The 24992-nt window shown below is 37.0% G+C and carries 31 protein-coding genes and 2 pseudogenes; all 33 read left to right on the top strand.

All coding sequences use genetic code 11. The features are described from left to right. Nucleotides 1-26 precede the first annotated feature (26 nt). The 33 genes and pseudogenes from PCORN_RS20275 to PCORN_RS09100 all read left to right on the top strand — a co-directional run bounded on the left by PCORN_RS20275 (nt 27) and on the right by PCORN_RS09100 (nt 24454). Nucleotides 27-197 carry a hypothetical protein gene (locus tag PCORN_RS20275; protein ID WP_241433138.1) on the top strand — a complete coding sequence of 57 codons (171 nt, stop codon included), beginning with the start codon at nt 27-29 and terminating at the stop codon, nt 195-197. A gap of 31 nt (nt 198-228) precedes the next feature. Next, nucleotides 229-483: a phage terminase small subunit P27 family gene (locus PCORN_RS20270; RefSeq protein ID WP_241433137.1), complete on the top strand. Its 255-nt coding sequence runs from the start codon at nt 229-231 to the stop codon at nt 481-483. After that, nucleotides 464-2266, top strand: a pseudogene (locus PCORN_RS09235) (terminase large subunit). Before PCORN_RS20270 ends, PCORN_RS09235 begins: the two are co-directional and overlap by 20 nt. A gap of 19 nt (nt 2267-2285) precedes the next feature. Then, nucleotides 2286-3254, top strand: coding sequence for a phage portal protein (locus PCORN_RS09230; protein ID WP_241433136.1), 969 nt, complete (start codon nt 2286-2288; stop codon nt 3252-3254). Beyond that, nucleotides 3220-3516 carry a phage portal protein gene (locus PCORN_RS21490; RefSeq protein WP_241433135.1) on the top strand — a complete coding sequence of 99 codons (297 nt, stop codon included), beginning with the start codon at nt 3220-3222 and terminating at the stop codon, nt 3514-3516. The genes PCORN_RS09230 and PCORN_RS21490 overlap by 35 nt, the downstream gene beginning before the upstream one ends. 37 nt (nt 3517-3553) lie before the next feature. After that, the gene (locus PCORN_RS09225; RefSeq protein WP_036079572.1) at nt 3554-4285 is read left to right on the top strand and encodes a head maturation protease, ClpP-related; all 732 of its coding nucleotides are present in this window, start codon (nt 3554-3556) and stop codon (nt 4283-4285) included. Between the two features lie 2 nt (nt 4286-4287). Continuing rightward, nucleotides 4288-5428, top strand: a pseudogene (locus tag PCORN_RS09220) (phage major capsid protein). A gap of 55 nt (nt 5429-5483) precedes the next feature. Then, entirely contained in the window at nt 5484-5693 is a 210-nt protein-coding gene (locus PCORN_RS09215; RefSeq protein WP_036079570.1) for a fibronectin type III domain-containing protein, read from the top strand. 6 nt (nt 5694-5699) lie between these two features. Beyond that, nucleotides 5700-6041 carry a head-tail connector protein gene (locus tag PCORN_RS09210; protein ID WP_036079568.1) on the top strand — a complete coding sequence of 114 codons (342 nt, stop codon included), beginning with the start codon at nt 5700-5702 and terminating at the stop codon, nt 6039-6041. Between the two features lie 13 nt (nt 6042-6054). Then, on the top strand, nt 6055-6366 hold the full coding sequence (locus tag PCORN_RS09205) for a phage head closure protein (protein WP_149024305.1): 312 nt from the start codon (nt 6055-6057) through the stop codon (nt 6364-6366). A gap of 13 nt (nt 6367-6379) precedes the next feature. Next, nucleotides 6380-7156, top strand: a complete 777-nt coding sequence (locus PCORN_RS19030) for an HK97-gp10 family putative phage morphogenesis protein (protein WP_149024304.1) — start codon at nt 6380-6382, stop codon at nt 7154-7156. 15 nt (nt 7157-7171) lie between these two features. Beyond that, a complete protein-coding gene (locus PCORN_RS18410) occupies nt 7172-7513 on the top strand; it encodes a major tail protein (protein ID WP_051999357.1) in 342 nt (113 codons plus the stop codon). Continuing rightward, entirely contained in the window at nt 7443-7748 is a 306-nt protein-coding gene (locus tag PCORN_RS18405; RefSeq protein ID WP_077913842.1) for a major tail protein, read from the top strand. The genes PCORN_RS18410 and PCORN_RS18405 overlap by 71 nt, the downstream gene beginning before the upstream one ends. Before the next feature lie 154 nt (nt 7749-7902). After that, nucleotides 7903-9564 carry a polysaccharide deacetylase family protein gene (locus PCORN_RS09185; protein ID WP_149024303.1) on the top strand — a complete coding sequence of 554 codons (1662 nt, stop codon included), beginning with the start codon at nt 7903-7905 and terminating at the stop codon, nt 9562-9564. Between the two features lie 109 nt (nt 9565-9673). After that, complete coding sequence (locus PCORN_RS09180) at nt 9674-10024, top strand: hypothetical protein (protein ID WP_036079560.1); 351 nt, start codon at nt 9674-9676, stop codon at nt 10022-10024. Between the two features lie 49 nt (nt 10025-10073). After that, the gene (gene gpG / locus PCORN_RS09175; RefSeq protein WP_036079558.1) at nt 10074-10676 is read left to right on the top strand and encodes a phage tail assembly chaperone G; all 603 of its coding nucleotides are present in this window, start codon (nt 10074-10076) and stop codon (nt 10674-10676) included. Nucleotides 10677-10707: 31 nt separating this feature from the next. Then, nucleotides 10708-11310, top strand: coding sequence for a hypothetical protein (locus PCORN_RS09170; protein WP_036079556.1), 603 nt, complete (start codon nt 10708-10710; stop codon nt 11308-11310). A 252-nt stretch (nt 11311-11562) separates the two neighbouring features. Then, a complete protein-coding gene (locus PCORN_RS17290) occupies nt 11563-12549 on the top strand; it encodes a phage tail tape measure protein (RefSeq protein WP_051999355.1) in 987 nt (328 codons plus the stop codon). A gap of 43 nt (nt 12550-12592) precedes the next feature. Beyond that, a complete protein-coding gene (locus PCORN_RS09165) occupies nt 12593-14845 on the top strand; it encodes a phage tail tape measure protein (protein ID WP_149024302.1) in 2253 nt (750 codons plus the stop codon). A gap of 122 nt (nt 14846-14967) precedes the next feature. Beyond that, nucleotides 14968-15363, top strand: a complete 396-nt coding sequence (locus PCORN_RS09160) for a hypothetical protein (protein ID WP_036079554.1) — start codon at nt 14968-14970, stop codon at nt 15361-15363. Between the two features lie 366 nt (nt 15364-15729). Then, nucleotides 15730-16413, top strand: a complete 684-nt coding sequence (locus tag PCORN_RS09155; protein ID WP_036079552.1) for a hypothetical protein — start codon at nt 15730-15732, stop codon at nt 16411-16413. 2 nt (nt 16414-16415) lie between these two features. After that, entirely contained in the window at nt 16416-17276 is an 861-nt protein-coding gene (locus PCORN_RS09150; RefSeq protein ID WP_051999353.1) for a phage tail family protein, read from the top strand. A 21-nt stretch (nt 17277-17297) separates the two neighbouring features. Then, a complete protein-coding gene (locus PCORN_RS09145) occupies nt 17298-18302 on the top strand; it encodes a phage tail protein (RefSeq protein WP_159102563.1) in 1005 nt (334 codons plus the stop codon). Beyond that, entirely contained in the window at nt 18299-19327 is a 1029-nt protein-coding gene (locus tag PCORN_RS09140) for a hypothetical protein (protein ID WP_051999351.1), read from the top strand. The genes PCORN_RS09145 and PCORN_RS09140 overlap by 4 nt, the downstream gene beginning before the upstream one ends. Further along, entirely contained in the window at nt 19327-20958 is a 1632-nt protein-coding gene (locus PCORN_RS17285) for a BppU family phage baseplate upper protein (protein WP_051999350.1), read from the top strand. The genes PCORN_RS09140 and PCORN_RS17285 overlap by 1 nt, the downstream gene beginning before the upstream one ends. A 24-nt stretch (nt 20959-20982) precedes the next feature. Continuing rightward, nucleotides 20983-21453, top strand: a complete 471-nt coding sequence (locus tag PCORN_RS09130; protein WP_206537437.1) for a hypothetical protein — start codon at nt 20983-20985, stop codon at nt 21451-21453. A gap of 10 nt (nt 21454-21463) precedes the next feature. Then, nucleotides 21464-21613, top strand: a complete 150-nt coding sequence (locus PCORN_RS19605) for a CD1375 family protein (RefSeq protein WP_167330519.1) — start codon at nt 21464-21466, stop codon at nt 21611-21613. A 35-nt stretch (nt 21614-21648) separates the two neighbouring features. Beyond that, a complete protein-coding gene (locus tag PCORN_RS17280; RefSeq protein WP_051999349.1) occupies nt 21649-22062 on the top strand; it encodes a hypothetical protein in 414 nt (137 codons plus the stop codon). Beyond that, nucleotides 22035-22430: a hypothetical protein gene (locus PCORN_RS09120; protein WP_036079546.1), complete on the top strand. Its 396-nt coding sequence runs from the start codon at nt 22035-22037 to the stop codon at nt 22428-22430. The genes PCORN_RS17280 and PCORN_RS09120 overlap by 28 nt, the downstream gene beginning before the upstream one ends. A 62-nt stretch (nt 22431-22492) precedes the next feature. Continuing rightward, nucleotides 22493-22786 carry a phage holin gene (locus PCORN_RS09115; RefSeq protein WP_051999348.1) on the top strand — a complete coding sequence of 98 codons (294 nt, stop codon included), beginning with the start codon at nt 22493-22495 and terminating at the stop codon, nt 22784-22786. Beyond that, nucleotides 22786-23016: a hypothetical protein gene (locus tag PCORN_RS09110; RefSeq protein ID WP_036079544.1), complete on the top strand. Its 231-nt coding sequence runs from the start codon at nt 22786-22788 to the stop codon at nt 23014-23016. The genes PCORN_RS09115 and PCORN_RS09110 overlap by 1 nt, the downstream gene beginning before the upstream one ends. 2 nt (nt 23017-23018) lie before the next feature. After that, entirely contained in the window at nt 23019-23960 is a 942-nt protein-coding gene (locus PCORN_RS18400) for a peptidoglycan recognition protein family protein (RefSeq protein ID WP_077913840.1), read from the top strand. Continuing rightward, entirely contained in the window at nt 23957-24454 is a 498-nt protein-coding gene (locus PCORN_RS09100) for a hypothetical protein (protein ID WP_051999347.1), read from the top strand. The genes PCORN_RS18400 and PCORN_RS09100 overlap by 4 nt, the downstream gene beginning before the upstream one ends. The last annotated feature ends 538 nt before the right edge of the window (nt 24455-24992 follow it).

The following is a 24992-nucleotide window of genomic DNA, read 5'->3' as shown; positions in this document are numbered from 1 at the left end:
TGAATACAGAAAGGCGGTGAGGAAATATGCCAACACCAGCAAAATCGATAGGACTTCAATTAATCGATGGAAATAAAAATCACAGAACAAAAGAAGAAATTGATAAAAGAATCAAAAATGAAAACAGATTAAAAATGAGTGCTGAGAATATACACCCACCGTCATGGTTAGACAAAACGGCAAAAAAAAGAATTTAACAGAATAACAGCATTATTATTAGAAATAGACTTGATAAATGATGCTGATATTGCCCATCTTGCGCTTTACTGTGATTCGTATTCTCAATATCTTTCATATAAACGACAAGTCAAAAAGAAAGGGCTTTGGGTAGATAATAAACCAAATCCATTTATATTACGGATGAAGGATGCCGCCATTCAAATGCGATCGTTTGGAGCAGATTTGGGGTTGTCTCCAGCAGCGAGAGCAAAGTTAGCAATAAATCTAAGTAGCGATGACGAAAATGAAGACGAAGAATTCTAAGCCACTAATAGAAATGAGCTATACAGAGTTAGAAAGATGGTGGGCTAACTATGTAGAGGAACAAAAAAGCTGGGGTGGAATTTTAGAGAACCCTTATCCGGAACTTTTAACAACCTGGTACGCAGAAAGGCTGATTGATGGAAGTATTCCGGCCAGTAAAGAAAATATTTTAGCGGCTAAGCGTCATATATACGATTTATCAAGGCAAGGAACAGATGACTTTCCCTGGATATTTGATGAGGAAAGAGGTCACCGTCCAATTCGCTTTATTGAAAAAAAGTGTAAGCCTTCAAAAGGGGATTTTGATCAATTAGTTTTACAACCCTGGCAGCATTTTATCATTGGCTCACTTTTTGGATGGGTTCATCGAGATACTGGAATACGTAGGTTCCGTGAAGCTCTAAATATGGTGGGCCGGAAGAATGGGAAAACAACACTTATTTCAGGCGTATCAAACTATATGTTGGGCTTTGATGGAGAAAATGGAGCCCGCGTGTATGTATTAGCCAACGCAGAGCAACAGGCACATGAACTATTCGATGAAGCGAAAGCGATGGTTGAAAAATCTCCTTACTTGTCGAAAAAATTTAAAGCACAGAGAAATAAAATTAAATATGATGCAACTTTCAGTGAAATACAAGCACGCGCTTCTGACAGCAAACGACTGGATGGATTAAACACGCATCTAGGCATTTTTGATGAAATCCATGAATTTAGAAATTATAAGTTGCTAAATGTTATTCAAAAATCACGTGGGGCTAGAAAGCAGCCCTTACTAATCTATATCACCACTGCCGGCTATGTTTTAGATGGCCCGTTAATGGCGTATTTTGAGCAAGGTAAAGAATGCTTGGAAAACCTTAAAGATAATTTGGATGAAAGAACATTTTACTTCCTTGCTAAGTTAGATAATCCAAAAGAGGCAGATCGTCCAGAGCTTTGGATTAAAGCGAACCCAAACATTGGATTGATGGGATTTGTTGATTTAGTAACAGATTGGATCAAGCAACGCAAAAATGAAGAAGAGCGTGCTGATTGGCTGGCAAAACAGTTTAACTTTTTCAGTGATGTGGATGAGTTGCCATTCGTAACAGTAGAGACTATCAATAAAAAATAAAAAAGATTATTGATATCGAAACATTAAAAGGTCGAAAAGCGGTAGCAGGCTATGATTTGTCGGAAACAGAAGATTTTACGAGTGCTTGTTTGGAATTTCCATTAGATGATGGGACGGTTTTTTATTTTGACTCATTCTTGGATTCCGCAAGTAAGATATAACCGTGATGATAACAAACCACGATTAGACAAATGGATAAAGGAAGGTTGGCTGTCTGTTGTTCCAGGTGACTATGTAAATTATGAACATGTCTACGATTGGTTAGTAGAACAATCAGAATTTTATCAAATTGAGTATATCGCTTACGACAGGGCAAAGGCCCTTTATTTAAATAAGTCATTAGAGAAATATGGGTTTAAAACAGAGAAAGTGATTCAAGGTTTTGTGACTTTGGGTGGCCCCTTACAGAATTTTAAAGAAATGATGCTCGATGGCAAAGTGATTTATAATAATTCATCCTTGTTTAGATGGTATTTAAACAATGTTCGATTGGTTGAAGATAGAAATAAAAACTGGATGCCCACTAAACAATCGAAAAATAGAAAAATTGATGGATTTGCCGCTGCATTAAATGCGCACGCCTTAGTAATTGATATGTTAGTAAAACCTGCTGGAAACAGAAATGTTGGTGTTATTAGTATGAGTGAGTTGATGAGAAAAGATTGAAAGGCGGTGAAATCTATATATGAATGTATTTCAAAAAGCAATTTATAAATTGGTACCAAGGTCTATTAAACAATCAATAATAAAGGAATCAGCAACAAAAAGTGATTTTAGCAAATGGATGGGAAGAGTGTTCTTTGGGTTAGAGAATGGAACGCTCGAAACGAATGAAAATATATTTTCTATTGTTTCGAGACTTGCTAATGTCTTATCTAGCCTACCGTTTAAGATGTATAAGAACTATGATCAAGTTAACGACGAATTTACTGATCGTTTAGTTTATTTTCCAAATCAAAATCAGTCACTTGATGATATTTTTAAAGTGTTGGAAGTCAGTAGGAACACCAATGGAAATGGGTACGCCCTAATATTTAGAGATATTAGGATGCAGTTCGAAAAATTAGTTCCGTTTAATCCAAATTATGTAGAGCCTATATTAAACACAGATTCTGGAGACTTGTGGTATCGGGTTAATAATGGAGGGAAATCTTTTTATTTCCATAACTCAGATATAATTCATGTCAAACATATTGCTGGCAATGGTAATTGGAAAGGGATTAGTCCCATTGGTGTATTAAAAAATTCTAATGAATTCGATAAGTCTGTTAGGGAGTTTTCATTAAAAGAAATGCAAACGGCTAGAGATTCGTTTATCTTAACTTATGATACCAATGTAGATGATGATAAGAGAGAAGCTATTGTTGCTGATTTTAGGCGGTTTTATCAGGAAAACGGTGGTGTACTATTTCAGGAAAGCGGTGTAACAATTGAGCAGTTGAAGCGAAACTTTATCGCTGGTGATATGAAAATATCTGAAGACATTACACGTGACAGGATTGCAAATGTTTATAACGTCCCGAACATTATGCTCAATTCGGGTGGTAATAGTTTCTCTTCAAATGAACAGGTAATGCAGATGTTTGTAGATACCAATCTTGCGTCAACTGTTAAGCAGTATGAGCGAGAGTGCAATAAAAAAAATTCTTACTAAGGAACAGCGGATTTCTGGTTTATACTTCAAATTTAACTTAAACGGCTTATTACGTGGTGACACTACTGCAAGAGTGGCGCTATATCACGGCGGACTTCGTGATGGATGGTTAACTAGAGATGAAGTTAGGATAAAAGAAGACTATGCGCCACGGGGTGGTCCGGCCGACATGCTGTGGGTGTCGGGTGATATGTATCCATTGGACATGGACCCAGCGTTAAGAAAAATAACAAAACGAAATGAAAGAGACGTATCGGAATGATGTGTCTTATTTTTGTGCCTTTGAAAGGGGTGAGAATATGAAAAAGAAATTTTGGGAGATGAAACAATCAGCAAATAAGAATGAGGCTGATATATACATTTATGGCGAGATTGTAGCATATAAATGGGATGACGGAGATACGACTGCAGCTAGCTTTCACAATGATTTAAAAGCTCTTGGTGATGTAGAAATCATTAATCTGCATGTAAATAGTCCAGGAGGTAGTGTATTTGAAGGTATAGCAATCGGAAACATGCTAAAAGCACACAAAGCGACAGTTAATGCTTATGTTGATGCTTTGGCCGCCTCTATTGCAAGTGTCATCACTGCAAGTTGCGATGTGGTTTATATGTATTCAAACTCAATGCAAATGATCCATCATCCATGGATGGGGTGTCGTGGAAATGCAAAGGATTTTAGGAAAACTGCTGATGATTTAGATGCAATTGCACAAGCGTCAATTATTACCTATCTGAATAAATCTAATGGCAAGTTGAATGAAGAGCAAATAGTGGAAGTTATGGACAATGAGTCATGGATCTCCGCTATTCAGGCGCAAGAATATGGGCTATGTGACATTATCTTGGGTGAAAATCAGATTGCTGCGGCATTGAGTACGGATCTCTTTGAAAAATATCAAAATGTACCTGAACAGTTCAGACAGGTAATTCAAAACAATCAACAAGTTATTACAGAAGAACGTGTACAAATGGCAGAACAAGCTAAGCAAAGTAAGCAATATATTAATGAAATACTAGGAGGAATATGAATATGAAAACACTATTTGAATTAAAACAAGATATGCTAACAATTGGCGATCAGTTACAGAAAACAGAAGGTGAACTTGCGCAGAAAGCGGTAGATCCTAAAGTTAATATTAGTGAATTAACAGATATCAAAGAATTGAAAAAAGACCTTAAAGCTAGGTTTGACATTATTAAAGAACAACATGATTCTTTAGAAGCCGAACAAAAAGCTGCCATGCAAAATAAAGAAATGAGAGCTAGCTTTTCTGATGATCCTAATCAAAAAATTATTGAAGCGAAAGCGGCATTAATTCGGAAAACGATTGCTAAAGAATCAGTACCGGTTGAAATTTTTCAAGCTTTAGGTGATGACGATACATCAAAGGGGAATGCATTTTTACCGAAAACGGTTGCTAATGATATTTTAGTTGAGCCGCTTGTAAAAAAACCCTTTACGAAATGTATCGACGATTACTGGTATTCCAAATCTAGAGATTCCAAAAGTTTCTTTTTCGCTGGATGATGATGAGTTTATTGGAGATGACGAAACTGCCAAAGAGTTGAAGGCGAAGGGAGATACAGTATCATTTGGCCGCCATAAATTTAAAGTATTTACTGGTATTTCGGAAACAATTCTACTAGGAACCGATACGAATCTAGTGTCTACCGTAGAAAGCAATCTTCAAAGTGGAGTGGCAGCTAAGGAACGAAAGGTTGCATTCACTAAAAATCCTAAACCTGGTGAGGAGCACATGAGTTTTTACGATAAAACAAAAGTGAAAATTAAAGAAGTTGAAGGCATTGACTTGTACAAGGCGATTAAAGCTGCAGTTGCCAATTTGCATGAAGACTATCGTGAAAATGCAACCATTTTCATGACGTATACAGATTATCTGGATATTATTGAGAAACTTGCAAATGGAAGTGCCACGCTCTATTCAGCGCAACCAGAACAAATTCTAGGGAAACCGGTTGAATTTACTGATTCCGCGGTAGACCCTGTTATCGGAAATTTTGCATATTCTCATTTTAACTATGATATTGCCGCTCAATTTGAGCAAGACAAAGATATCAAGACAGGGATTAATCAGTTTGTTGTAACGGCGTGGTTAGATCACCAAATCAAGTTGTCTTCGGCATTCCGTATCGCAACTGTTAAGCCCTGAGCCGCCCCAAGCGCCATCCGGACTTAAAGGAACAAGTAACGTCACACTTGTAAATTTGAGCTGGGACGCGATAGAAGGGGCAACGAATTATAAAGTATACCGTGACGGAAATGAAATTGGAGAAAGTGATACTAACACCTTTAAAGATACAGGTTTGACAGCGGCAACAGACTATAGCTACCAAGTGAAAGCGGTATGTGGTTTGCTGACGTCTGAACTCTCATCTGCAGCAATAATAGCAACTAAAGAATCGCAGAGTGGGTGATTAATTATGGCACTTGATCCAAACAGCGAAGAAGATTTTGAATATCTGAAAAGTTCTTTACGGATAGATTCGGAAGATGATGACCTTCTTCTAAAACGATTGGTAGGGGCTTCTCAACGAACACTTATTGGGCAGATAGGACCTGATGATAATATTTTTTATGATGAAAACGAGCAATTTGACCTTGCGACAATCATGCTGACGGATCATTTCTACAAAACACGTTCGGCGACAATCGAAAATGTAACAAGTATTGTACCGCCATTCGGCGTTAATATGATTATTCTGGACTTAAAAGCTAGTTACAGGGTGCATACGCGGAAAGTGAGTGATCTCAGTGCCGATTAGTCGAACGGGCAAGTTGAATAAACGATTAATGTTTCAAGAAATTAAGACCAAAAAATCCCCTACAACTGGGCAAACTATAAAAGAGCCGGTGGACTTATTCAAAGCTTGGTTTGGATATAAACAAAAATATTTAAATGAAGTGAAGGGTGAAGTGGGAACTGTTTTGGAGTCTACAGTTACGCTGATTATTCGACAGAAGCAAAAAAAAGAAGTACAGAGTGATTGGATTGTAAAGATAAAAGGTGAACTGTTTGATATTATCAAAATAAATCCTGATACGGAAGATGAGGAATTTTTGGTTTTAATATGTAAGGTAAAGGCGTAAGAGGTGATTGGTAATGGTCAAAGGTTTAGATGAGTTAGAGGCCAATATTACAAAGCTCATGTTGCAGAATCAATCAGAAGCAAAGAAAGCGGTGATGGAAGTTGCGGAGGACTTTGCTAAGACGCTAGAACGTAATACGTCGTATGATACTAACAGTAAAACAGGGATTCATCTAAGAGATGACATTCAAGTCAGTGGTTTTAAGGGCGGGGGACAAGGTATTATAGAAAAAGATATCGGTTTTGGTACACGAACAAGCTGGCGTTCACATTTTCCAGATGGAGGAACTGCCCGTTTTCCTGGTAAGCATTTTAAGGATCAAACTATTAATGAAATGAAACCGAAAGCGCAAAAAAATTTATGCAGAAGCTGTGAAAAGGGGCTTAGGCCTATGATTGCTATTATTGATGCTTTTCAAGCCTTATATCATGATGAAGAATTGAATAAGCTTATGAATGAAATAAGGGGAAAGAAGCTAGAGGAACAAACGATTTTTCAATTAGAAATTGATGAAGACTTTCTTAAATTAGAGAAAGCGCCATTGATTCGTATCGAGGATATCGATAGTCATGGCGCTTTTTATAATGATGACAAACGTGGTGCAGATGATGAATCTATTCAAATTTCTACTATGGCTCAGACAGTTGAAGAGTTGGCTGACTTATTGCCCATCATAGATGAAGCAATGAAAAGGGCTAATTTTGAGCAATACAATAGCAAAATATACAAAGAAACTGATCTTGGTTTAATGTATAACGCTAGATCTTACAGGCGTATTAATTATTTATGAAATGGAGTGTTATAAATGGCTACAACAGAAAAAGTTGCAAAGATTGGTTTATCGGAGTTTAAATATGCCAAATTGAATGAAGAAGAAACAGTTGAATCTATGGACGACATTAAAAATATCCCTGGTTTACAGGAAGCCAAGCAAACGGTAGTTATGGATTCGGAAATAATATTCGCAGATGATGGTCCATACCTCATTTTAAATTCAGGGATTACTGAACTGAAATTAGAGGTAGGTATCGTAGATATACCTACTGAACATAAGCCTGATTTGTTAGGTGTATTAATTGAACAGGGTATGGAAATTTACAAAAAAAGATCTTACACCGCCATATGTAGCTGTATCATTCAGATTTAAGTTATCTAATAATAAATATGGCTACTTTGGTATGATGAAGGGTCAATTCAGTCTTCCATCAGCAGATATGAAAACACAGGGTGAAAAGAATGAAGCGCAGACAGATAGTATTGAGGGGAATTTTGTTGCTCGTAATGACATTATGTACATTATTGGTCGAGAAGACCACCCCGATTTCAAGTTGGAGGAGTTTATGAATAAAGTTTATGGTGGGGTAAGCGCATCAACACCCTGATCGCCCCTCGAATTTCAGAGTCACTGATATCACAAATTCCACAATAACCTATGAGTGGAATGATGATGCATCAGCAGAATATTTATTGTACTTCAATGGCGAGGATAGACCGCGACGATTTACCACAAATGTCGCGGTAATATCTGATCTGCAGATGAGTACTTATTATTCTGCTAGTATCAGTGGTAAAAGCGGAATACTAGAGGGAGAACTCAGTAATATAGTAACGAAAAAGACTTTATATCCAAAGCCAACCGTTTCAAGAGTTTTATTAGGCGACACCTATATAAATGGTTCGGCAGTCAATAATCCCAATGTCACTAATTGCAGATTGTATAGAAAGGGCGAATCAGTGGCACTTTTAACTGGGACAATCACAGCTGGGGCATTAAAAATTTATGTAATAGGGAATGCCAGCATTACTGCAGAAAAAGAATATGATATTAGAGTAGTTGATGGAAATCCTAATTTGCCAACTTCAATACCTGGGATGCCCGCGACAATAACTATTGAATTACCTAAATTAACACTTAATCCAGTCACCTCAACATTAAAAGTAATTTCTGGAGAAACAGAACCCGCTGGTCAGGTAAGAATAAACATAGACAATGTAAATAAAACAGTCGTAACGGCAGATGTAAATGGCCTGTTTTCAACTGTTTCCAGTAATGTTACTTCAAATTCTATTATAAAAGTAGAGGCAAAAGTAGGGACAATATACCCTGTATATGCCGCTGTACGCGCAGACTCACATGCTTTACCAGATGCGCCAACTCGTGAAGTGAAGGATTTAGAAAGTTTTACAACATTATCTTCATGGGTGCTGCAATCAGGAGTAGGGACAATGAAATCCTCTGATACGGTTAATACAAAAGATACCCAAGCTATCAAGCTAACAGCCGACAAAGTCATTGGATTTATGCGCAATAATACTTTTAATATTGATTTAAAAGAAGCTACTGCAATAGAGTGCTTGTTATTTGTAAAAGATATAGCAGCGCTTGATAAAGTTATTGTTTATCTTGCAAATGATATTGGACTAGCAAATAACATGAGCTTCACAATCAATAGTTATGAGTTAGTGACGGGATGGAATAAAGTAGCTGTAGCATTATCAAGTGGAAAAGTCACGGGTTCTTTTACAAAGGCGCAGGATATTAAAGCAATGCAACTACGTGTTGAACCTAATACGGAAATGAAGGCGGAGGTATCATTCGACTTAATCTCATCCGTTAGAGCAGATAAAGCGAATGTGTTATTTGTATTTGATGACGCGTGGAATGAAGCTAAAGTTGGTATAGCATCGCTTGAAAGTAAAGGTCTTCGGGCCAATATTAGTGTTGTAGAAGTGAATGAAAAAGATGCTAGATTTATGACTAACACTGAGTTAAAGGGGCTGAATCTTAGCGGACATGATTTACTCAATCATACCAAAGACCATCCTCATTTAGATTTGTTAAGTAAAGCTGATCAACGCGTACAATTTGATTCCTGTAAAACGTATCTAACGGCAAATGGTTGGACACGTGCGAATGATTCAGTGATTTATCCTTACGGTGATTACAATAGCGATACATTATTGGCCTTATCAGAAGGTGGCTACAAGTTGGGCCGTTCATTAACATCGGGGCTTGAAATTAATAATCCAAACAATAATTTCCTGGTGCGTACGTATAATTTGACGCCTGATCGAACTATTGCGCAGGCAAAGAATACTATTGATTATGCAATTGCAACTGGGAGTACATTAGTGTTTTTTAAATCATCGTTTAGGTACTGCGGAACAAATGTTAGACACAATGTTTTGGCGCTCTGACTGGTTTGAACAGCTGACCGTATATGTGAAACAAAAGGTTGATGATCAAACGCTGAATGTTATTACAGTATCTGAGTGGCTGCTACAATAAAAAAGTAGGTGAATATTTTTGGCAAAAACTATGGAAAAAGTTGATATAGCAATAGGTGAACATGAGTTTGTAATTACAATTAAAAATAAGGAAATAGAAGCCTACAAAGATTTAATTAATAAAGTCAATATAAGCTTACAGCAAGCAACAGCATTTAAAGAAAGTATCGAATTGCTGAAAGATAATATTGAATTATTTCTAGGAGAAGGAACATTTGAAAAAGTGTTTAGTAGTTGCGAATACAGCATGTTAAAAACCATGAATATTATGTTTGTAATTTTGGAGGCAGTTGGTAATAAGATTTTTGAAGGTGAAACAGTAGAAATTCCAACAGAAGAAATGGTTGAAGGCGAAATTTTGCCAGAATAAATACAATAAAGGCCTCCATTTGGAGGCTTTTTAAATTGGAGGAATTGTAATGAAGATTGTTTTTAAGGATATAAATGACAAGGTAACAGCATCATATGAGAAGAAAAGAACCACAGCTCGAGATTGGTTAGAAGCGACATTATTTCAGGAGAGGGCGGAACAAAGAAATAATAAAATGAATGAAGCTCTTCTTAAAATTAAAAGCAGAAATGATTCAGAGGAGCCGCTTACCGATGATGATGTATCTGCAATTGATGCATCGTTTTCTAATAAAGATGTACGTGAAGGTGTACTTGATGGTATTGATTTCTTGGTTAAAATTTATGGGAAACAGTTTACTAAAGATGAGGCTTTAGACGGTTTGAGCCCAGATGAATATAATAACGCTGTCAACGATGCAATTGAATTTGCATTAGGTGGAAGTGGTACACAAGAGGAAGAAAAAAAAGCCACGATCGGGTACAGCGAAGCAGTAAGACGAATTAAGCTGATATATAAACAACTAATTGATGCAGGTTACAAAATAAATGAAATTGACAATTTAGATATCGATGACATAGCTCTACTTGCAAATATCAGCACGATAAATGAAGAAGGATACGGAAAAGATGATGTCGTACCATTTGACGTTGCATTTCCGATGTTCTTCTAAAGTCAAAAAGGTTAAAGTGGGTGAATAACATATGATGGGTAATGGTAAAATTGGTGATTTGGTTGCGACAGCTGGCTTGGACATAGATCCTTTTCAACAATCGGCAAGGGTGCTGAAAACTCAAGTAAGGTCGCTTGGGCAACAAATGAAAAGTGCAGAAGCAACATTTAAAGGCCAAGGTAATACAATTAATGGACTAAAGAACAAGTATCAAATCCTTGGGCAACAGATGAAAACATCCGAGGCTTTGGCTCAAAAAACACGTGCTGAGTATGAAAAGCAAAGAAAAGCAGTTGGTGATTTGAGTACAGCCACGGATAAAGAGAAACAGTCTCTTCTTAAAGCTGAGGCGGCAATGCATCAAGCGGAAACGGGAGTAGAACAGCTACGCTTAAAGCATAAAGCGCTTGAAAAAGACATTCTTTTGGCATCCAATGCCTTTGTTCAACACGGTAAAAAAGCACAAGAATTTGGAACGAAGATGCAGAATGTTGGAAAGAGCATCTCTAATGTTGGAATGGGGATTACAACTAAATTTTCAGCACCAATTGGAGTTGGAATTGGTTTAGCTGTTAAGGCAGCATCGGATTTTGAGAGTGCGTTCACAGGGGTAAATCTTTGCCCTCTTTGTTAGTGATAACAGAGTAATTAAATCGAGCAAAAACGGTGAAGGCTAAGTTGCAATAGACGTGCAATATGTTAATACCGTGCTAACTTGTCAGATTGCGAAAGGCTGATAAGCAGTGTAGAGCGTAGTAGGTGAATAAATATAATCCTGCCATGAGTGTTCGACAACTTACTGAGTTGAAAATGTACGCCGATCTTATAGGAAACTATAAGAACTATGGGATAAAAAGCCCTTAGGATAACAATATGAAAGAAAACAGTGGACGAAGTTGTTGATAAAAATGGAACAGTAACCTATTCATATCAAATGCTTGAAGATGGGATCCGGAACATGGCCAAGCAATTACCAGCTTCTGCGACAGAGATTTCAGCTGTTGCTGAGGCTGCAGGTCAATTAGGGATTCAGACACCAAACGTGCTTTCATTTAGTAGAACCATGATTGATATGGGAGAATCTACAAATATGTCGAGCGAAACGGCAGCAACATCACTAGCTCGTTTTGCTAATATCACTAAAATGAGACAAACGGATTTCGACAAGCTGGGATCTTCTATTGTTGATCTTGGAAATAATTTCGCCACAACAGAATCTGATATTACAGAAATGGCTTTACGTTTAGGTGGTGCAGGTTCACAAATAGGTTTATCCCAGGCTGACATTGTAGGATTGTCGGCTGCTTTGAGTTCGGTTGGTATTGAGGCAGAAATGGGTGGTAGTGCTTTTTCTAAGGTTATGGTTAACATGAAGGTCGCTACTGAAACTGGATTAGACAAGGTAAAAGCGCTTGAAAAGGCTACTGGTATGACTCGGAGAGAATTAGAGCTACTTGCAAACCATGATAGTGATAGCTTTAAAGCAATAGCCATAGACATGGGTCTCACAACAACAGAACTTAATAAAATGTTAAATGCGGGCAAGAACCTAGAAGGATTTAGTAAGGTTGCCGGTATGACTGGGGAAGAATTTAAACAAGCATTTGAAAAGGATGCTGTTGGTGCTATTGGCGCTTTTGTAAATGGCCTTGGTAACGCAGAAAAACATGGAACGTCTGCGATCGAATTATTAGACGAGATGGGGTTCTCAGAAGTCCGTTTACGTGATAGCTTGCTTCGTGCTGGTAATGCAAGTGAGTTATTCGGTAATGCAGTACAAACATCTAACAAGGCTTGGAAAGAAAATTCAGCACTTACGAATGAGGCCACAAAACGTTACAAGACATTTGATTCACAACTTAAGATTTTTTAAAAATAAGATTACTGATATTGCTATTGATATCGGTGGGCCGTTTATGAAAGCTATGAACAGCGCTCTTAAAGCGGCAGAACCGTTTTTAGATAATGTTAAAGCAACTGCTAAAGCATTTTCAGAAGCATCACCTGCTACGCAAAAGTTTATTGTTAACCTTGGATTGGCGGCTGTCGCGCTTGGTCCCTTGACCTTAGGTATGGGTAAATTAATTGGTGCCGGTGGAACTATTTTTTCTACAGTCGGAAAGGTTAGTCAAGGGATTGGCAGACTTTCTGTTCAAATGCGACTAGGGAAAACGAGTGCTGATTTATTGACTGCGGGAGCGAAGAATACGGGCACAGGGTTGGCTGTTGCAACCAGAGGTGCTAGCTTATTTGGCTTAGCATTAAATCCTTTAGGGATTACAATTGGCGCTGTTACAGTCGCATTAGTTGGTGGATATGCGGCTTGGAAAATTTGGGGCGAGAAAGCTTATGATTCCGCCCAAAGAACAAAAAAGTGGGGAACAGATGTAGGCGTGAGTGCTGATGAAGCATTAACAAAAGTATCAAGATTTTCTGATGATGGTCGTGTAGCGATTGCTACATTTGATCAAGATTCAAAGAAAAATGCTGAATCAATTAAAATTGCTTATCAGGGTATAGCTAAGGTTATTAATTCTAGCATTGATGATTCTATCAAGGCTTTGAAAAAGTCCTACGAAGGATTAGATCCAGAGATGAAGGCTTTCTGGGAAAAATCAGTTAAAGAGGCTGAAAAAGGAGCAGAAGAGCAAAAGAAAGTAGTAAAAGAACAAGCGGATGCAGCTTACAACATTGCGAAAAATGTTTCTGAAAATAATAGAAAAATGACAAAAACAGAACAAACTATGCTGGGGAATATTAATTCGGCATTGCTTGATGAACATATTAAAGCATTAAAATTATCAGCTTCTCAAGAAAAAAATATAAAGGCTGCCTTATATAGTGATATTTCTCAAATGACGAAAGATCAATCAGGAGAGAATGCAAGCAGGGTTTCAATAGCCGCTAAAAAAGAAGTAGAGATTTTTAAACAGAAGACAAAAGACATTGAGAGGTTGTATGAAGAAACAGGAAATTATGAAGCATATCAAGCATCTCTAAAATCATTAGATTCAAAACATAATACTACATTATCAGCAATGATGACAAGATGGGTGGAGCTTGCGAGAGCAAGTGGAACCTCAGAGAATATGATTGAAGGTTATTTAGAATCCATGGGTCTAAGTTTGAGCAAATTAGACAAAGCCTCAAAAGATGCTGCAAATGGAACGGAAGCAAATTTAGGGATACTTTCTTCAGCGGCTGGCAAGGCTGACCTAGCATGGAACCAGATGATACTTGATCCCAAAACAGGTGAAGTAAGAACAAATGCACTGCCTGAAATTGCGAAGGCAATGAAATCTAAAGCAGGTTGGGATAACTTAAAATTCATTATGAAGGAAGCTAAATTAAATTCAAATGCGAAATTGATTATAGCGGAAGCCGCAATTTCTTCTGGAAAATGGAACGAAATGACTTGGACCGAAAAGAAGGCTTTAATTGAAAATAACAGTGCAGCTGCAGTTGTTCAAGCGTTAGAAGATAACAAGAAATGGAATACTCTCACATTTGAGCAAAAAAGCGCTATATTAAAGAGTAACTCGCCTGAGACATTGAATGATGTAATGATCCAATTTGATTTGTGGAAAAATGTCCCCTGGGATGCGAATAAAAAGAAAGCTGTATTAGAAACAAATGCCCCGGAAACCTTGAAAACATCTCTTGAAGTAAATAATAGATGGACACAGTTACCTTGGATGAAGAAAAACATGCTAACTGGTACAAATGCAAAAGAAACTTTTGATTCTGTTACACGAACACAAAAATATTTTAACAACTCATGGTGGACGACAAAAGCGGCTAATGTAAACACCAATGCTGACTATACAAGTAGTATTTTAAGTCGACTTTTATCTGATTGGGGAAGAATACCAAACAGGGATCAAAAGATATTAGAAATTGCATATAGAACAAGTGGCAAAGCGCCATCTGGACCGCAAGGGTTTGCTACAGGAACACCATTTCATCCAGGTGGGCTAGCAATGGTAAATGACGCCAAAGGAAGGCATTACAGAGAATTAATTACTACGCCGAGTGGTTCTTCGTATGTTCCTGAGGGGCGGAATGTTATTCTCAATTTAGAAAGAGGTACTCAAATTTTGCGAGGTGACAAAACAAGTAAGTTGTTGAGAGGAATACCCAGATACGCTAAAGGTACAAAAAAAAGCTAATGCATACTCAACAAAAGTAACTAACATGATCGCTGATGCTGGCGTAGACTATAGAACAGCTTCTATTTCAGCTAAAGCGTATATAGAGCGATTAAAACAAATTAATCAACAATATAAGCTAAATGCTACGCAATCAAGAAAAATTCAGACAAATATTGCTTCAACAAACAAAGCAATGGTACAAGCAAATAAAAAATGCTGTAAAAGCTAATGAAGCGACGAAGAAGAAGATTCAAGCAAATTACACTAAAAATGTGAATACCAAAATCGTTGATCTAGATGCTGATTACAAGACTGGTACTATCAGTGCTCAAACGTATATCACAAAATTAAAGCAGATTAATAAACAGTACCGATTAAACTCGGACCAAGCACGAAAGATCAAACTAAATATTTCAGCTGCGACAAAGCAAATAGCGGCACAAAATACGAAGCTCAATAAATCTATTCAAACGTCCACTGACAAGTATTTCAAGCAAGTAGACGCGATAAATAAAAAAAACAGAGAGATAGCATAACTGAGGCTAGTAATAATTACAAGGAAGCCTTAAAAAGCAATCAAGAAGCTGCTTATAAACAATCGGGTTTATTTGATCGAGTCTCTAAAACTTCATATGATGGCACCGGATTATTATTCAATTTAAAGACGCAAACAGAACAACAAAAAGAATTTATGGCATCAATAAATAAATTGAAGAGTAGAAAAGCAGATAAAAAATTGATTGAAGAACTTTTACAAGAAGGCCTAGGGGCAACCGGAGAAATTACAGCAATCGCCAATCTATCTAATGCGGATTTAAAAGCATATCAAGCAGAATGGACAAAAAAAACACAATAATGCTAATAAAATTGGGCTCGAATTGTCTGCAGGTGAGAAGGCCGCGATGGATAAAGCGATAAATGATGCGAAGAAAAAGGCAAGCACAGATTTAGCAAGCGCAAGAAACAGCTGGTTAAAGGAACTGGACAAAGCAAAGCAATTTAAAAACGCTGGTTCTATTCTAGGAAAACAGACTGTTTCTGGTATTATTTCTGGTTTCAAAGCTATGAATGGGCCGTTAAAAAAAGAATCGGATTATATTGCTAAAACGATTGAAAATACGATTAAATCACGATTGAAAATACATTCGCCATCGCGATTAATGGATGAAGAAGTTGGCCGACAAGTTCCAGCTGGAATTGGAGTTGGAATGATTCGAAATGTTGGGGCTATTATTAAGCCTATTGATCAAACGAAGAATTTATTAACTAAGTCATTTGATGGAATGGCTTATTCAGTTTCTCCAAAAATGGATTTACTGAATTCAAAAGGAATGCAATTACTATCAAATTTAGATGTAACCGATCCAGTCGCTGTTAGTAAGGTATCCAATACCCAGAATGTCATTGATTTAGATGAACTGATTAAATCTATTGAACAGGGTAATGCCCAGCAGAACGTCTTGCTAGCCGGAGTTATTCAAGCTATTTCTAAGCTTGTAATGGATAAAGATAGCATGTTGAAATACACAAATGACAAACAAGGCGCTGACACAAATATGTCAATCTTCGAATTGGGGGGACTATAATCATGAATGAGATGTACATGTATAAGCCGGATACAGGAGAACAGATTACAGTTAGCAAAGATACTATTGGAGTCGATTTTTTGAGTCATTTACTTTCGTCCCCCGAAGTTGAAACTGAATTTATCAATTTAGCAGGACATGATGGCATGATTGACACGGATGGAACTTTTGAAAGTAGGAAAATAATTTGTCATTTCGTAACCCAAGCCAAGGATCTTCATGATTTTTATTTAAAACAGCAAGAAGTTTATGGGCTGTTCTTTGATAGGAAAGGGTACTATATTCGTTTTAAAAGAATGCCAGGTATTCAATACATGGTTAAACCACTGCCTTTTGATATTACAAAAGCAAATTTTAAAACGGGTAAATTTGATATTGAATTTAATGTTTTTCGAGGATATGGAGAAAGTATTGGCACCACTTTGTCTCCGTTTACTACGGATTCTGAATTGTGGCAGACAGGGCAAGGTCTTATAGGGACTGAATTTGAGTATTCTTTTGCAACTAATAGATTCAAGGTATTCAATGCAGGGGATTTTGATGTTAATCCGAATTTCCATGACTTACTCATTACAATTACCGGTAAAAGTGAAAACGGGCTAAGACCAGATGATTTTGCTTCCAATACAGGCGGAATGCAACTATACAATCAGACTACAGGCGATCGTTTCATTTACTATCCGGCATTAAATGAAGGGGAAGTGTTAACGATTGACGGTGTCTATCCAAAGCTAAACGGTATTGAATCAGGTAGGTCAACGAATCATGAACTTATTTCCTTGAGAAAAGGATGGAATGCATTTGAAATATTAAATGCAAGCAGATTGAACGTATCGTTCGATTTTCCGTTCTTATATAAGTAGGTGATTAAGCTGAAAAATGTAGTGATCCAAGATTTTGATAACAATTACGCTGAGATATTGACAGATTTTGATAGGTCGAATTTTCAAGAAGAGTGGCAAGAGAATACTAGTTGGCAATTAAAATTGTCGGTAACGAAAACACGAAAAAATAAGTTTACTTTTGACCTTATTAATTTTGAGAGTTCTGTTCTTTTTGATAATCAAGAGTTTGTAATTAAGCAAATGAATCATAACTTTAATGGCATGCGGCAAACAAAGGAAGTAACGGCGGTCCATATTATGTACACGATGCAATATGATTTTCAATATGACGTCATATCTGGAAAGAAAACGATAGCACAATTATTGCACCATATTTTTGATAAAAACACACTAGGGTTTACCTGGACAACTGTTGGAACGTTCCCGAGTGTTGAGCAAGAGAACTTTGGTAACGCCAATCTTTTGGACCTAGTAAATGAGGTTTTAAATGATTATTTTGCAGTTATTATTGCTGACAAGAAACACTTGGTATTTTATGCGAAAAGTGAATATGGGATTAAGACAGAGAACACAATACGATACAACTATAATACGGATGAATTTACACTAGATTGTGACACGACAAATTTAAGAACAGAGATACGGGGAATAATGTCGGGGTACTTCCCACCAGTGATTTATCGTAATCAAGAGGCCTTCGAAAGATGGGGACTTAGAATAGCGGCGCCGGTTGAGGATGAACGTTACTCTGATAACAATAGCATGCTCATTCGTTTAGAAAGAGAACTACAATATTATCCGGCCATTTCATGCAGTGTAGTTATGAAACTACCATATCAGGTAGACAAGGGTGACTACGTTATTATCGTGCATACAGAGCTAGATATGAAATTAGATGTACAACTCGTTGGCTATATTAAATATCCTTTAGTTAAAAGTAAGCCCCCAGAACTAACTTTTTCTAATGCTAAAAAAGACATGATCAATATTCAGCGAGATATTTTAAAAGTGATTAAGAAATTAAAGAAAGGAGCTTCCAAATGAGTGAATTAAAGAAATGGGAGAATAATGCATTAAACGATAGCAATTTTAGACAAGTGTTTAATGGAAATGTGGACGTTTTAAATAATCGTATGTTGGACTTAATGAAGTATGACTCATATACGAAATCTCGAATTGATAATTTAATTTTAAATGTTTCGGGAAACGATATAACAGAAGTTGTAGACGCAAGGACCAGTTTAAATGGTACTATCCACCCTACGTTAAGTAGTAGATTAACCGGTTTTGAACAAGCAATGGCCAATCTACTAGCGGAAATGAATACACGTATGGCTGTTTATGAACAGACTAACCGAGAGTTAGAAGCTCAACTGAAAGCAATATATGGTGCTGCTGAGGCAAATTTGGAGCTTTATGTTGATGCGAGTAAAGGAAATGATACGACCGGAACAGGCGCCTTAAATTCACCATTTAAAACAATCAACAAAGCTGTTCAACAAATTCCACGAGCTATGAATAGCAGTGCTGTTTATATAAATATTGTACCAGGGATTTACAATGAGGACGTTTATATACGAGATAAGCAGATAAGCGCAATTTTCATTAGGGGAACAAATAACGCTTCTGTAGAACCGGCAAAAACCCAAACAGGCGTTTTTGTTCGCCATATTAACTTTCAAGATTGCTTAGGTTATCTTTCTATTGTCGGATTGAATCAAATAAACGCCGACCAGACTCCACAAAAGAAAGGAACTTTTGTTTTCACAAGATGTGGCTATGCGAGTGTAGGATTGTGTAGGTTTGATGACAGTAAGGCTAAAACGAATCTAGTCCCTGCGATTGTTATCGATTCGGGAAAAGGTGGAGCACATAGTAGCTATTTTTTGAATCAATATGCGGCGCAAATTGATCAGTATACTTCACATTCCAACTTTCCTTATACAAACACGGGGACGGGGAACACCTATGGGGTTATTTCCGATGCGTCTATTGTGCAAATAAATCCCCCATTTAAGGTTGAGGCTACTACTCAAACTCTTACTAAGAACGGAGGTATGTTAGTCTAATGGCCATTAATGAAATTTATAAAGATTTAGGAACGGATTTAGAAATATCTAGTTTGCACCAAAATTCAATCGATCTAAAAGGCAGTTTTTCTACACAGGATATTAAAACAGCTCGCTTAATATTTGATATTGAAAAAAATGATATTCCACTTCCAATGAGCTCACTATCTGCAACAATTTATATGAAGGGCAGCGGCTTTGTAGTACAAGATATTTGCCAAGTGAACAAAGAAATGAGTCAGATAACATATATTATTGATAGTGAAACAATCAAGCATTATGGATCAGTGCAGGCAGAGATATATTTGCGGTACAATCAGGGGCAATCATTATCTGTGCATAAATTTCATTTTAGAATAAATCAAGCGCTTATTGATCAAGATATAGAAGTTATTTATCAAGTGTATATTCGTGATTTAGAAGATGTGAAGGCTGAATATATAGCGAACTTCGAAAACTTGGATACGGAGTTACGGCAGATGTTAGAGGAATTGCGAGTTGAGATAACAGCTCTCGAAGACGATTCAGGCTCATTGAGCGCAAAACTTACGTTGTTAGAGAAAACATTGATTGCAATGGATGCTCTGAAAAAATCAGGGGACGTTGCAACAGGTACACTAAATAGTACAGCAGAATCAGCCTTTAATGTGAGTTGTGGAGGTTTGAGGCATTATATTGGGTTACAGCAAGCCGGAACGATTGTACGGATACAAATAGGCACATCAGCAACGAAATGGGGAAAATATGTTGATGTAATTGTTGGCGGAACAGAGATTATAGCAGATGGTGATTTGCGGATTAATCCGATTTCGACCACAACAACCTATGCTACAGGAATTGCACCACTTAGTGCTACTTGGACTAAATCAATCATTAACGGAGTCGAGAAACCAGCTTCAAACACTGTTACGATGAAAAATCTTATGGAGTTTGGCAGAAATGGGGATAAACCGTATATCCGAGGTAATGTTGAAGTAGATGGTTCTCTGACATTAGACGTGAGTAAAATTAACTCTGCTATGTATTTTGATGCAAGTAATGTAACAGAAAATATGTCATGGGCTAGGGGGGCAGGTGTGAGATCTGGTGACCGACTGGCAGAAATGGGGATAAGTGGTGTTGGGAAAACAATCAATTCTGCCTATATCGGTGTAGGGGCTTCCCCCTATCTGAAAGCGAATGGCTTATTTATTGACTTTAGAACCAAAATAATGTCGCTTTTTGGCATTGATATAGAAACCGTCCTAGGCTCACAAGCGAAAATTGATAAATTGAAAAAGGATTTCAATACTCCGATTACCCCGCTTACATTAAAAAATGGTTTTACAGCACAAAATAATAGCACTGTGGGGTACTTAGCAATCCCATTAGGAAATCGCTATTTAATCTGGGTAGTTGGTTGGATTAGCGGCAACTCAGGGTTATTTGCAACGATGCCCACTCTATTTTTACCAGATGCGATTTGGCAAACTGCATTTACTGGAGCGCAGCAGTCAAGTGTAGCATCAAATCAAACAAACCTGTATATAAACCCTGTGAATGGGAATATGGAAGTTGTAGCAATTGGAAGCACCACAGTGAATGTAGCGCTGCATACTATGATGTACCTAACGAAAGAGGTGATAGTATGAATTTCCAACTAGCCTATGAATTTGATGAAAATCGTATTTTTTTTAAAAGATAGTATTGTATTCCCCAAGTATATCTACATTACGGATGATGGTAAGGAATTTAATGATTTCGGTGAAGCAAGTGAACATCAAAAATTATTATTTCCACTACAGGAGGTTACTATTGAACGTGAGAATAATACTGAGAACCTAGCTGAAGGTGAGGAAAGTGAGATAAAGATAGAAACTATTTTTCTTGAGCCAACTCATATTCCGGATGTTTTAATAAAGGAGATTTTTATATTACCTGATAACTGTACATGGGAACCTGCACCGAGTCCTGCGAATGATGCAACTTGGAATGGGAAACGGTGGATAAATGGTGAAACACCTGAAATGATTCCGCCTCAACCAAGCCAAGCAGAATTACTAGTAAAAGAGATTGAAGTCGCAAAGCAAGATAATGTGGAACTGCGAGAAATATTGCTAGATATCATAACAGAAAGTTTAGAATAGAGGTGCCGATATGAGTTTTTTAATTAAAAAATTTGTTGAATCTATACTCGATAAGGGTGTAGATAGGACGATAGAGGATGTTCCAATGCGCTATAGGGATCAGGTGAAACAAGCATTAGATGAGCACTATGCAAAACAAGAAGAAATAAGCGCTGAGTAGCGCTATTTTTATTGGAAAGAAAGGGGTTGTTGATAATGAAAGATAAAAAATATGACGATTCAATAGAAGGAATTGCATTTGTGATGTTGCTATACAATCTGCTGACGGGGCTTTTCTTCATAATTTCTGGGAACCAAGTTATAGAACATAGTCTACTGTACCAGCAATTAGGCAGTTTATTTACGATGGATATGTGGGGACTGATATTTCTAAGTAGCTCTATTCTGTTAATGTTCGGAATTGTGAACAAAACAAAAACAGCCTATGTTTCTTTTCTTTTCGGTGGATTGATTGGTTCATGTGTCATGTTTTTATACGCTATCGCTCGGTTTGATACGACAGACTATACTTTATTCGCGGCAAGGTATTCTATGATGGCAATTTTGCAACTGGGTATTGCGATATACGGGGGTGTTATGGCATGGAATCACCGCAAAAAACAGAAATAGAGTATGTCACGCAAAAAGATTTTCAAAAGCATAAGGCTAAAATTAATAGGCGAGTAAATGGTTTAGAAGATATTGTTGGAGAACTTCGATTATCTAATGCAAAAACAAATGCCATATTAACTAACATTGAATTAAATACGAGAGAAACGAAAGAATCAGTAAAAGAACAAGCGGTGGATCAAAAGAAAATAAATGAAAAACTCAATGAGCATGCTGTAGCTTTAGTGAAAATTGAGAGTGAGAAAGATTTGAGCAAAACAAAAATTGATACCAAGGGGAGAATTATCGTTGCAGTTATTGGGGCTGTAGGGATTGGACTCACCGTTATTGCTGCAATCGCGTCCCCACTTGCTAATTATTTTTTTTAAATAACACACCAAAATTATAGCGCTCATTCAGCGTTATTTTTTATGGAAAGGGGGTGGTAATTATGAGTACAAAGAAACAATGGGTTACACAATTGACAGGTTTGTTGATGGCTATTTATAGCTTATTAATGACACTGAATCTTCATTTCGACTGGTTAACTGTAGAAAGTATTAACGCTGTGGTTACTGTGATTGTTGCAGCAGTTGTATTTGGAGGAACACTTTACGCGGTTTTCAAAAATACCTTTTTATTTAAAAATGGGAAACGGCAAGCCGAGCTAATCGAAAAAGGAAAAATTTACGAGGCTGAGAAGAAAGAATTACAGGATACGAAAATTGGAGAGGATGATAAATAATGTTTAACAAAAATGATGAGGTTGTAATTGTTGATATTAACAAAGTAAAAAATGATCCATTTCTTGATGGTGAAGCAAAACGAATCATGGAGGGCGCTAACTACAAAGGAAATGTTACTATGTTGTTCACTGAAAGCGATAAAAAGCTTATTTCTGTAAGTTTTTATTTAGGTGAAAACCGAGTTACTCAAGTGTTCAGAGTCGATGAAATCAAGAAAGTAGGTGAATAATCATGACACAAGTAAATGGAATTGAATTTACACAAAACCTAGTTCCCTCCTCAAAATATTCGATTAAATGCCCTAACGTCATGATCGCAAAGAAAATCACTATCCATAACACCTACAATGATGCTAAGGCTTCGAATGAAGTTAGCTATGAAGTTACTAACGCAAACCAAGTTAGTTTCCATATCGCTGTAGATGACCTGGGCGCAATTCAAGGTATTCCATTTAATAGGAATGCATGGCACTGTGGAGATGGGGCTAATGGATACGGTAACCGCAATACGATTGGTGTAGAGATTTGTTATTCTAAGTCAGGCGGATCTAAGTACACTAAATCAGAACAAAACGCTATTAAGTATATTGCAGCGCTTTGTGTGCAACAAGGAATTGTTGCTACGACTGATACTATTAAAAAACATGAAGATTGGAGTGGTAAGCACTGCCCGCACCGTATTCTTGACGAAAAACGCTGGGCTACAGTGCAAAAGGCAATTATTGATGAGTACAGTAGAATTACTAAAGCGCCATCTAAACCTTCAATTACGCCAAGTAAGCCAGCAACAGGTAGTACAAACGCAGGCGGTAGTGTCGTGGACTACCTCAACAGTAAAAAAATCGATTCCAGTATGGCGAATCGTAAAAAGTTAGCTGTTAATTATGGAATCGCAAACTATACTGGCACAGCTGCACAGAATACGGCGTTATTGAATAAACTAAAAGCAGGCGCGGCACCGTCTAAACCAACGCAATCGGTTTACAAAGGAAATTCGCTAGTTGATTACCTCGTATCCGTAAAAAAAGCATCAGATAAGGCCTCTCGCGCTAAACTTGCATCTCAAAATGGTATTAAGAACTATACAGGTACAGCAGCGCAAAACACGCAATTACTCAAAAAAAATGCGTGGATTCTAAAAAATAAAATGGAGAAAAGGGAGTTTATAAAATGAAAAAATTAATGATTATGTTAATGGCGGGATTGCTAGTATTTAGCGTCCCGTCTATTGCGTTTGCACAAAAGGATATTGCTGTGGAAGATACGGGGATTTTTAACACGAAATTTGGCTCAAATAAGAAACTGTTACGCACAGTACCACGAGGGGCTATTGTGAATTATATTGGTGATGGTAAATTATCGTTTCGCGGTACTACGGGCTTTTCTCTTTTAACGCAAAGACTATGCCCTGTGTCATCGAATGGGTGGTATGCTGCTGTTATGAAGAAAACAATTAGACTCCCTGGTGATTCCGGGGGTGCTAACATGGGTGTAAATGAGGTTGTTAGGGTTAAACCAACAGTTACTAAGAAAATCAGCGGAGTGACTTATATACGTTGTGCCGTTTATTCAGATGCCTGGGGATGGAATTTCTGGGTTAAGTCTTCCGATGTACTTCGGGTTGATAACTACGGTTTCGATAATATCGCACGGTTTACAACTTTATAGATGAAATAGGCCTCCGAATTATTTTCGGAGGCCTATTTCATTTTCGAGAAGATTAATTAAATAGTTTTCAGTTAAATTTCTACGCCGATGCCCTGAAATAAAATTTTTTATTGGATAAGCAAAGAAATAGAAAGCCATAAGAATAATAGAGAGAGGAACTAGGGGATCAGACTCATAATATTTTACTAATAAGGAGGTAATGACTCCAAAAATTACTGTAATTCCAAGTATAATTAGAGTTGGGATAGGAACACTTTTTTTAGCCTTTAAATAAGCTAAAAGTAATTCTTTATCGTAAATAGACAAAGATTGTACATTGGAATTAATGATTTTCATTTTATTAAATGTATCTGTATTGGTATAATTTTTTTCTTTATTAATTGAAAAGGGCAAGATTTCAAAATTAATAAGTAGATCTTCTCCATCTTTAAAATATTTCGTTGAATACTCATAAGTTGGTGAAATTATAAGACCGATAGCTATTAAATAAATAAATATTAAATATATAGAAGATATTATCAGTAAAATATCTTTTCTA

Source organism: Listeria cornellensis FSL F6-0969, from assembly GCF_000525855.1.
Classification (GTDB): domain Bacteria; phylum Bacillota; class Bacilli; order Lactobacillales; family Listeriaceae; genus Listeria_A; species Listeria_A cornellensis.
This window is presented reverse-complemented; position numbering and strand designations above follow the sequence as displayed.

Bases quoted from the DNA above. Each gene is read 5' to 3' on its own strand.
- PCORN_RS20275 (WP_241433138.1), top strand. From the start codon at position 27: ATGCCAACACCAGCAAAATCGATAGGACTTCAATTAATCGATGGAAAT.
- PCORN_RS09230 (WP_241433136.1), top strand. From the start codon at position 2,286: ATGAATGTATTTCAAAAAGCAATTTATAAATTGGTACCAAGGTCTATT.
- PCORN_RS21490 (WP_241433135.1), top strand. From the start codon at position 3,220: ATGAGCGAGAGTGCAATAAAAAAAATTCTTACTAAGGAACAGCGGATT.
- PCORN_RS09225 (WP_036079572.1), top strand. From the start codon at position 3,554: ATGAAAAAGAAATTTTGGGAGATGAAACAATCAGCAAATAAGAATGAG.
- PCORN_RS09210 (WP_036079568.1), top strand. From the start codon at position 5,700: ATGGCACTTGATCCAAACAGCGAAGAAGATTTTGAATATCTGAAAAGT.
- PCORN_RS19030 (WP_149024304.1), top strand. From the start codon at position 6,380: ATGGTCAAAGGTTTAGATGAGTTAGAGGCCAATATTACAAAGCTCATG.
- PCORN_RS18410 (WP_051999357.1), top strand. From the start codon at position 7,172: ATGGCTACAACAGAAAAAGTTGCAAAGATTGGTTTATCGGAGTTTAAA.
- PCORN_RS09185 (WP_149024303.1), top strand. From the start codon at position 7,903: ATGAGTACTTATTATTCTGCTAGTATCAGTGGTAAAAGCGGAATACTA.
- gpG (WP_036079558.1), top strand. From the start codon at position 10,074: ATGAAGATTGTTTTTAAGGATATAAATGACAAGGTAACAGCATCATAT.
- PCORN_RS09170 (WP_036079556.1), top strand. From the start codon at position 10,708: ATGATGGGTAATGGTAAAATTGGTGATTTGGTTGCGACAGCTGGCTTG.
- PCORN_RS09165 (WP_149024302.1), top strand. From the start codon at position 12,593: ATGAAAGCTATGAACAGCGCTCTTAAAGCGGCAGAACCGTTTTTAGAT.
- PCORN_RS09160 (WP_036079554.1), top strand. From the start codon at position 14,968: ATGCTACGCAATCAAGAAAAATTCAGACAAATATTGCTTCAACAAACA.
- PCORN_RS09155 (WP_036079552.1), top strand. From the start codon at position 15,730: ATGGATAAAGCGATAAATGATGCGAAGAAAAAGGCAAGCACAGATTTA.
- PCORN_RS09150 (WP_051999353.1), top strand. From the start codon at position 16,416: ATGAATGAGATGTACATGTATAAGCCGGATACAGGAGAACAGATTACA.
- PCORN_RS09140 (WP_051999351.1), top strand. From the start codon at position 18,299: ATGAGTGAATTAAAGAAATGGGAGAATAATGCATTAAACGATAGCAAT.
- PCORN_RS17285 (WP_051999350.1), top strand. From the start codon at position 19,327: ATGGCCATTAATGAAATTTATAAAGATTTAGGAACGGATTTAGAAATA.
- PCORN_RS09130 (WP_206537437.1), top strand. From the start codon at position 20,983: ATGAAAATCGTATTTTTTTTAAAAGATAGTATTGTATTCCCCAAGTAT.
- PCORN_RS19605 (WP_167330519.1), top strand. From the start codon at position 21,464: ATGAGTTTTTTAATTAAAAAATTTGTTGAATCTATACTCGATAAGGGT.
- PCORN_RS17280 (WP_051999349.1), top strand. From the start codon at position 21,649: ATGAAAGATAAAAAATATGACGATTCAATAGAAGGAATTGCATTTGTG.
- PCORN_RS09120 (WP_036079546.1), top strand. From the start codon at position 22,035: ATGGAATCACCGCAAAAAACAGAAATAGAGTATGTCACGCAAAAAGAT.
- PCORN_RS09115 (WP_051999348.1), top strand. From the start codon at position 22,493: ATGAGTACAAAGAAACAATGGGTTACACAATTGACAGGTTTGTTGATG.
- PCORN_RS09110 (WP_036079544.1), top strand. From the start codon at position 22,786: ATGTTTAACAAAAATGATGAGGTTGTAATTGTTGATATTAACAAAGTA.
- PCORN_RS18400 (WP_077913840.1), top strand. From the start codon at position 23,019: ATGACACAAGTAAATGGAATTGAATTTACACAAAACCTAGTTCCCTCC.
- PCORN_RS09100 (WP_051999347.1), top strand. From the start codon at position 23,957: ATGAAAAAATTAATGATTATGTTAATGGCGGGATTGCTAGTATTTAGC.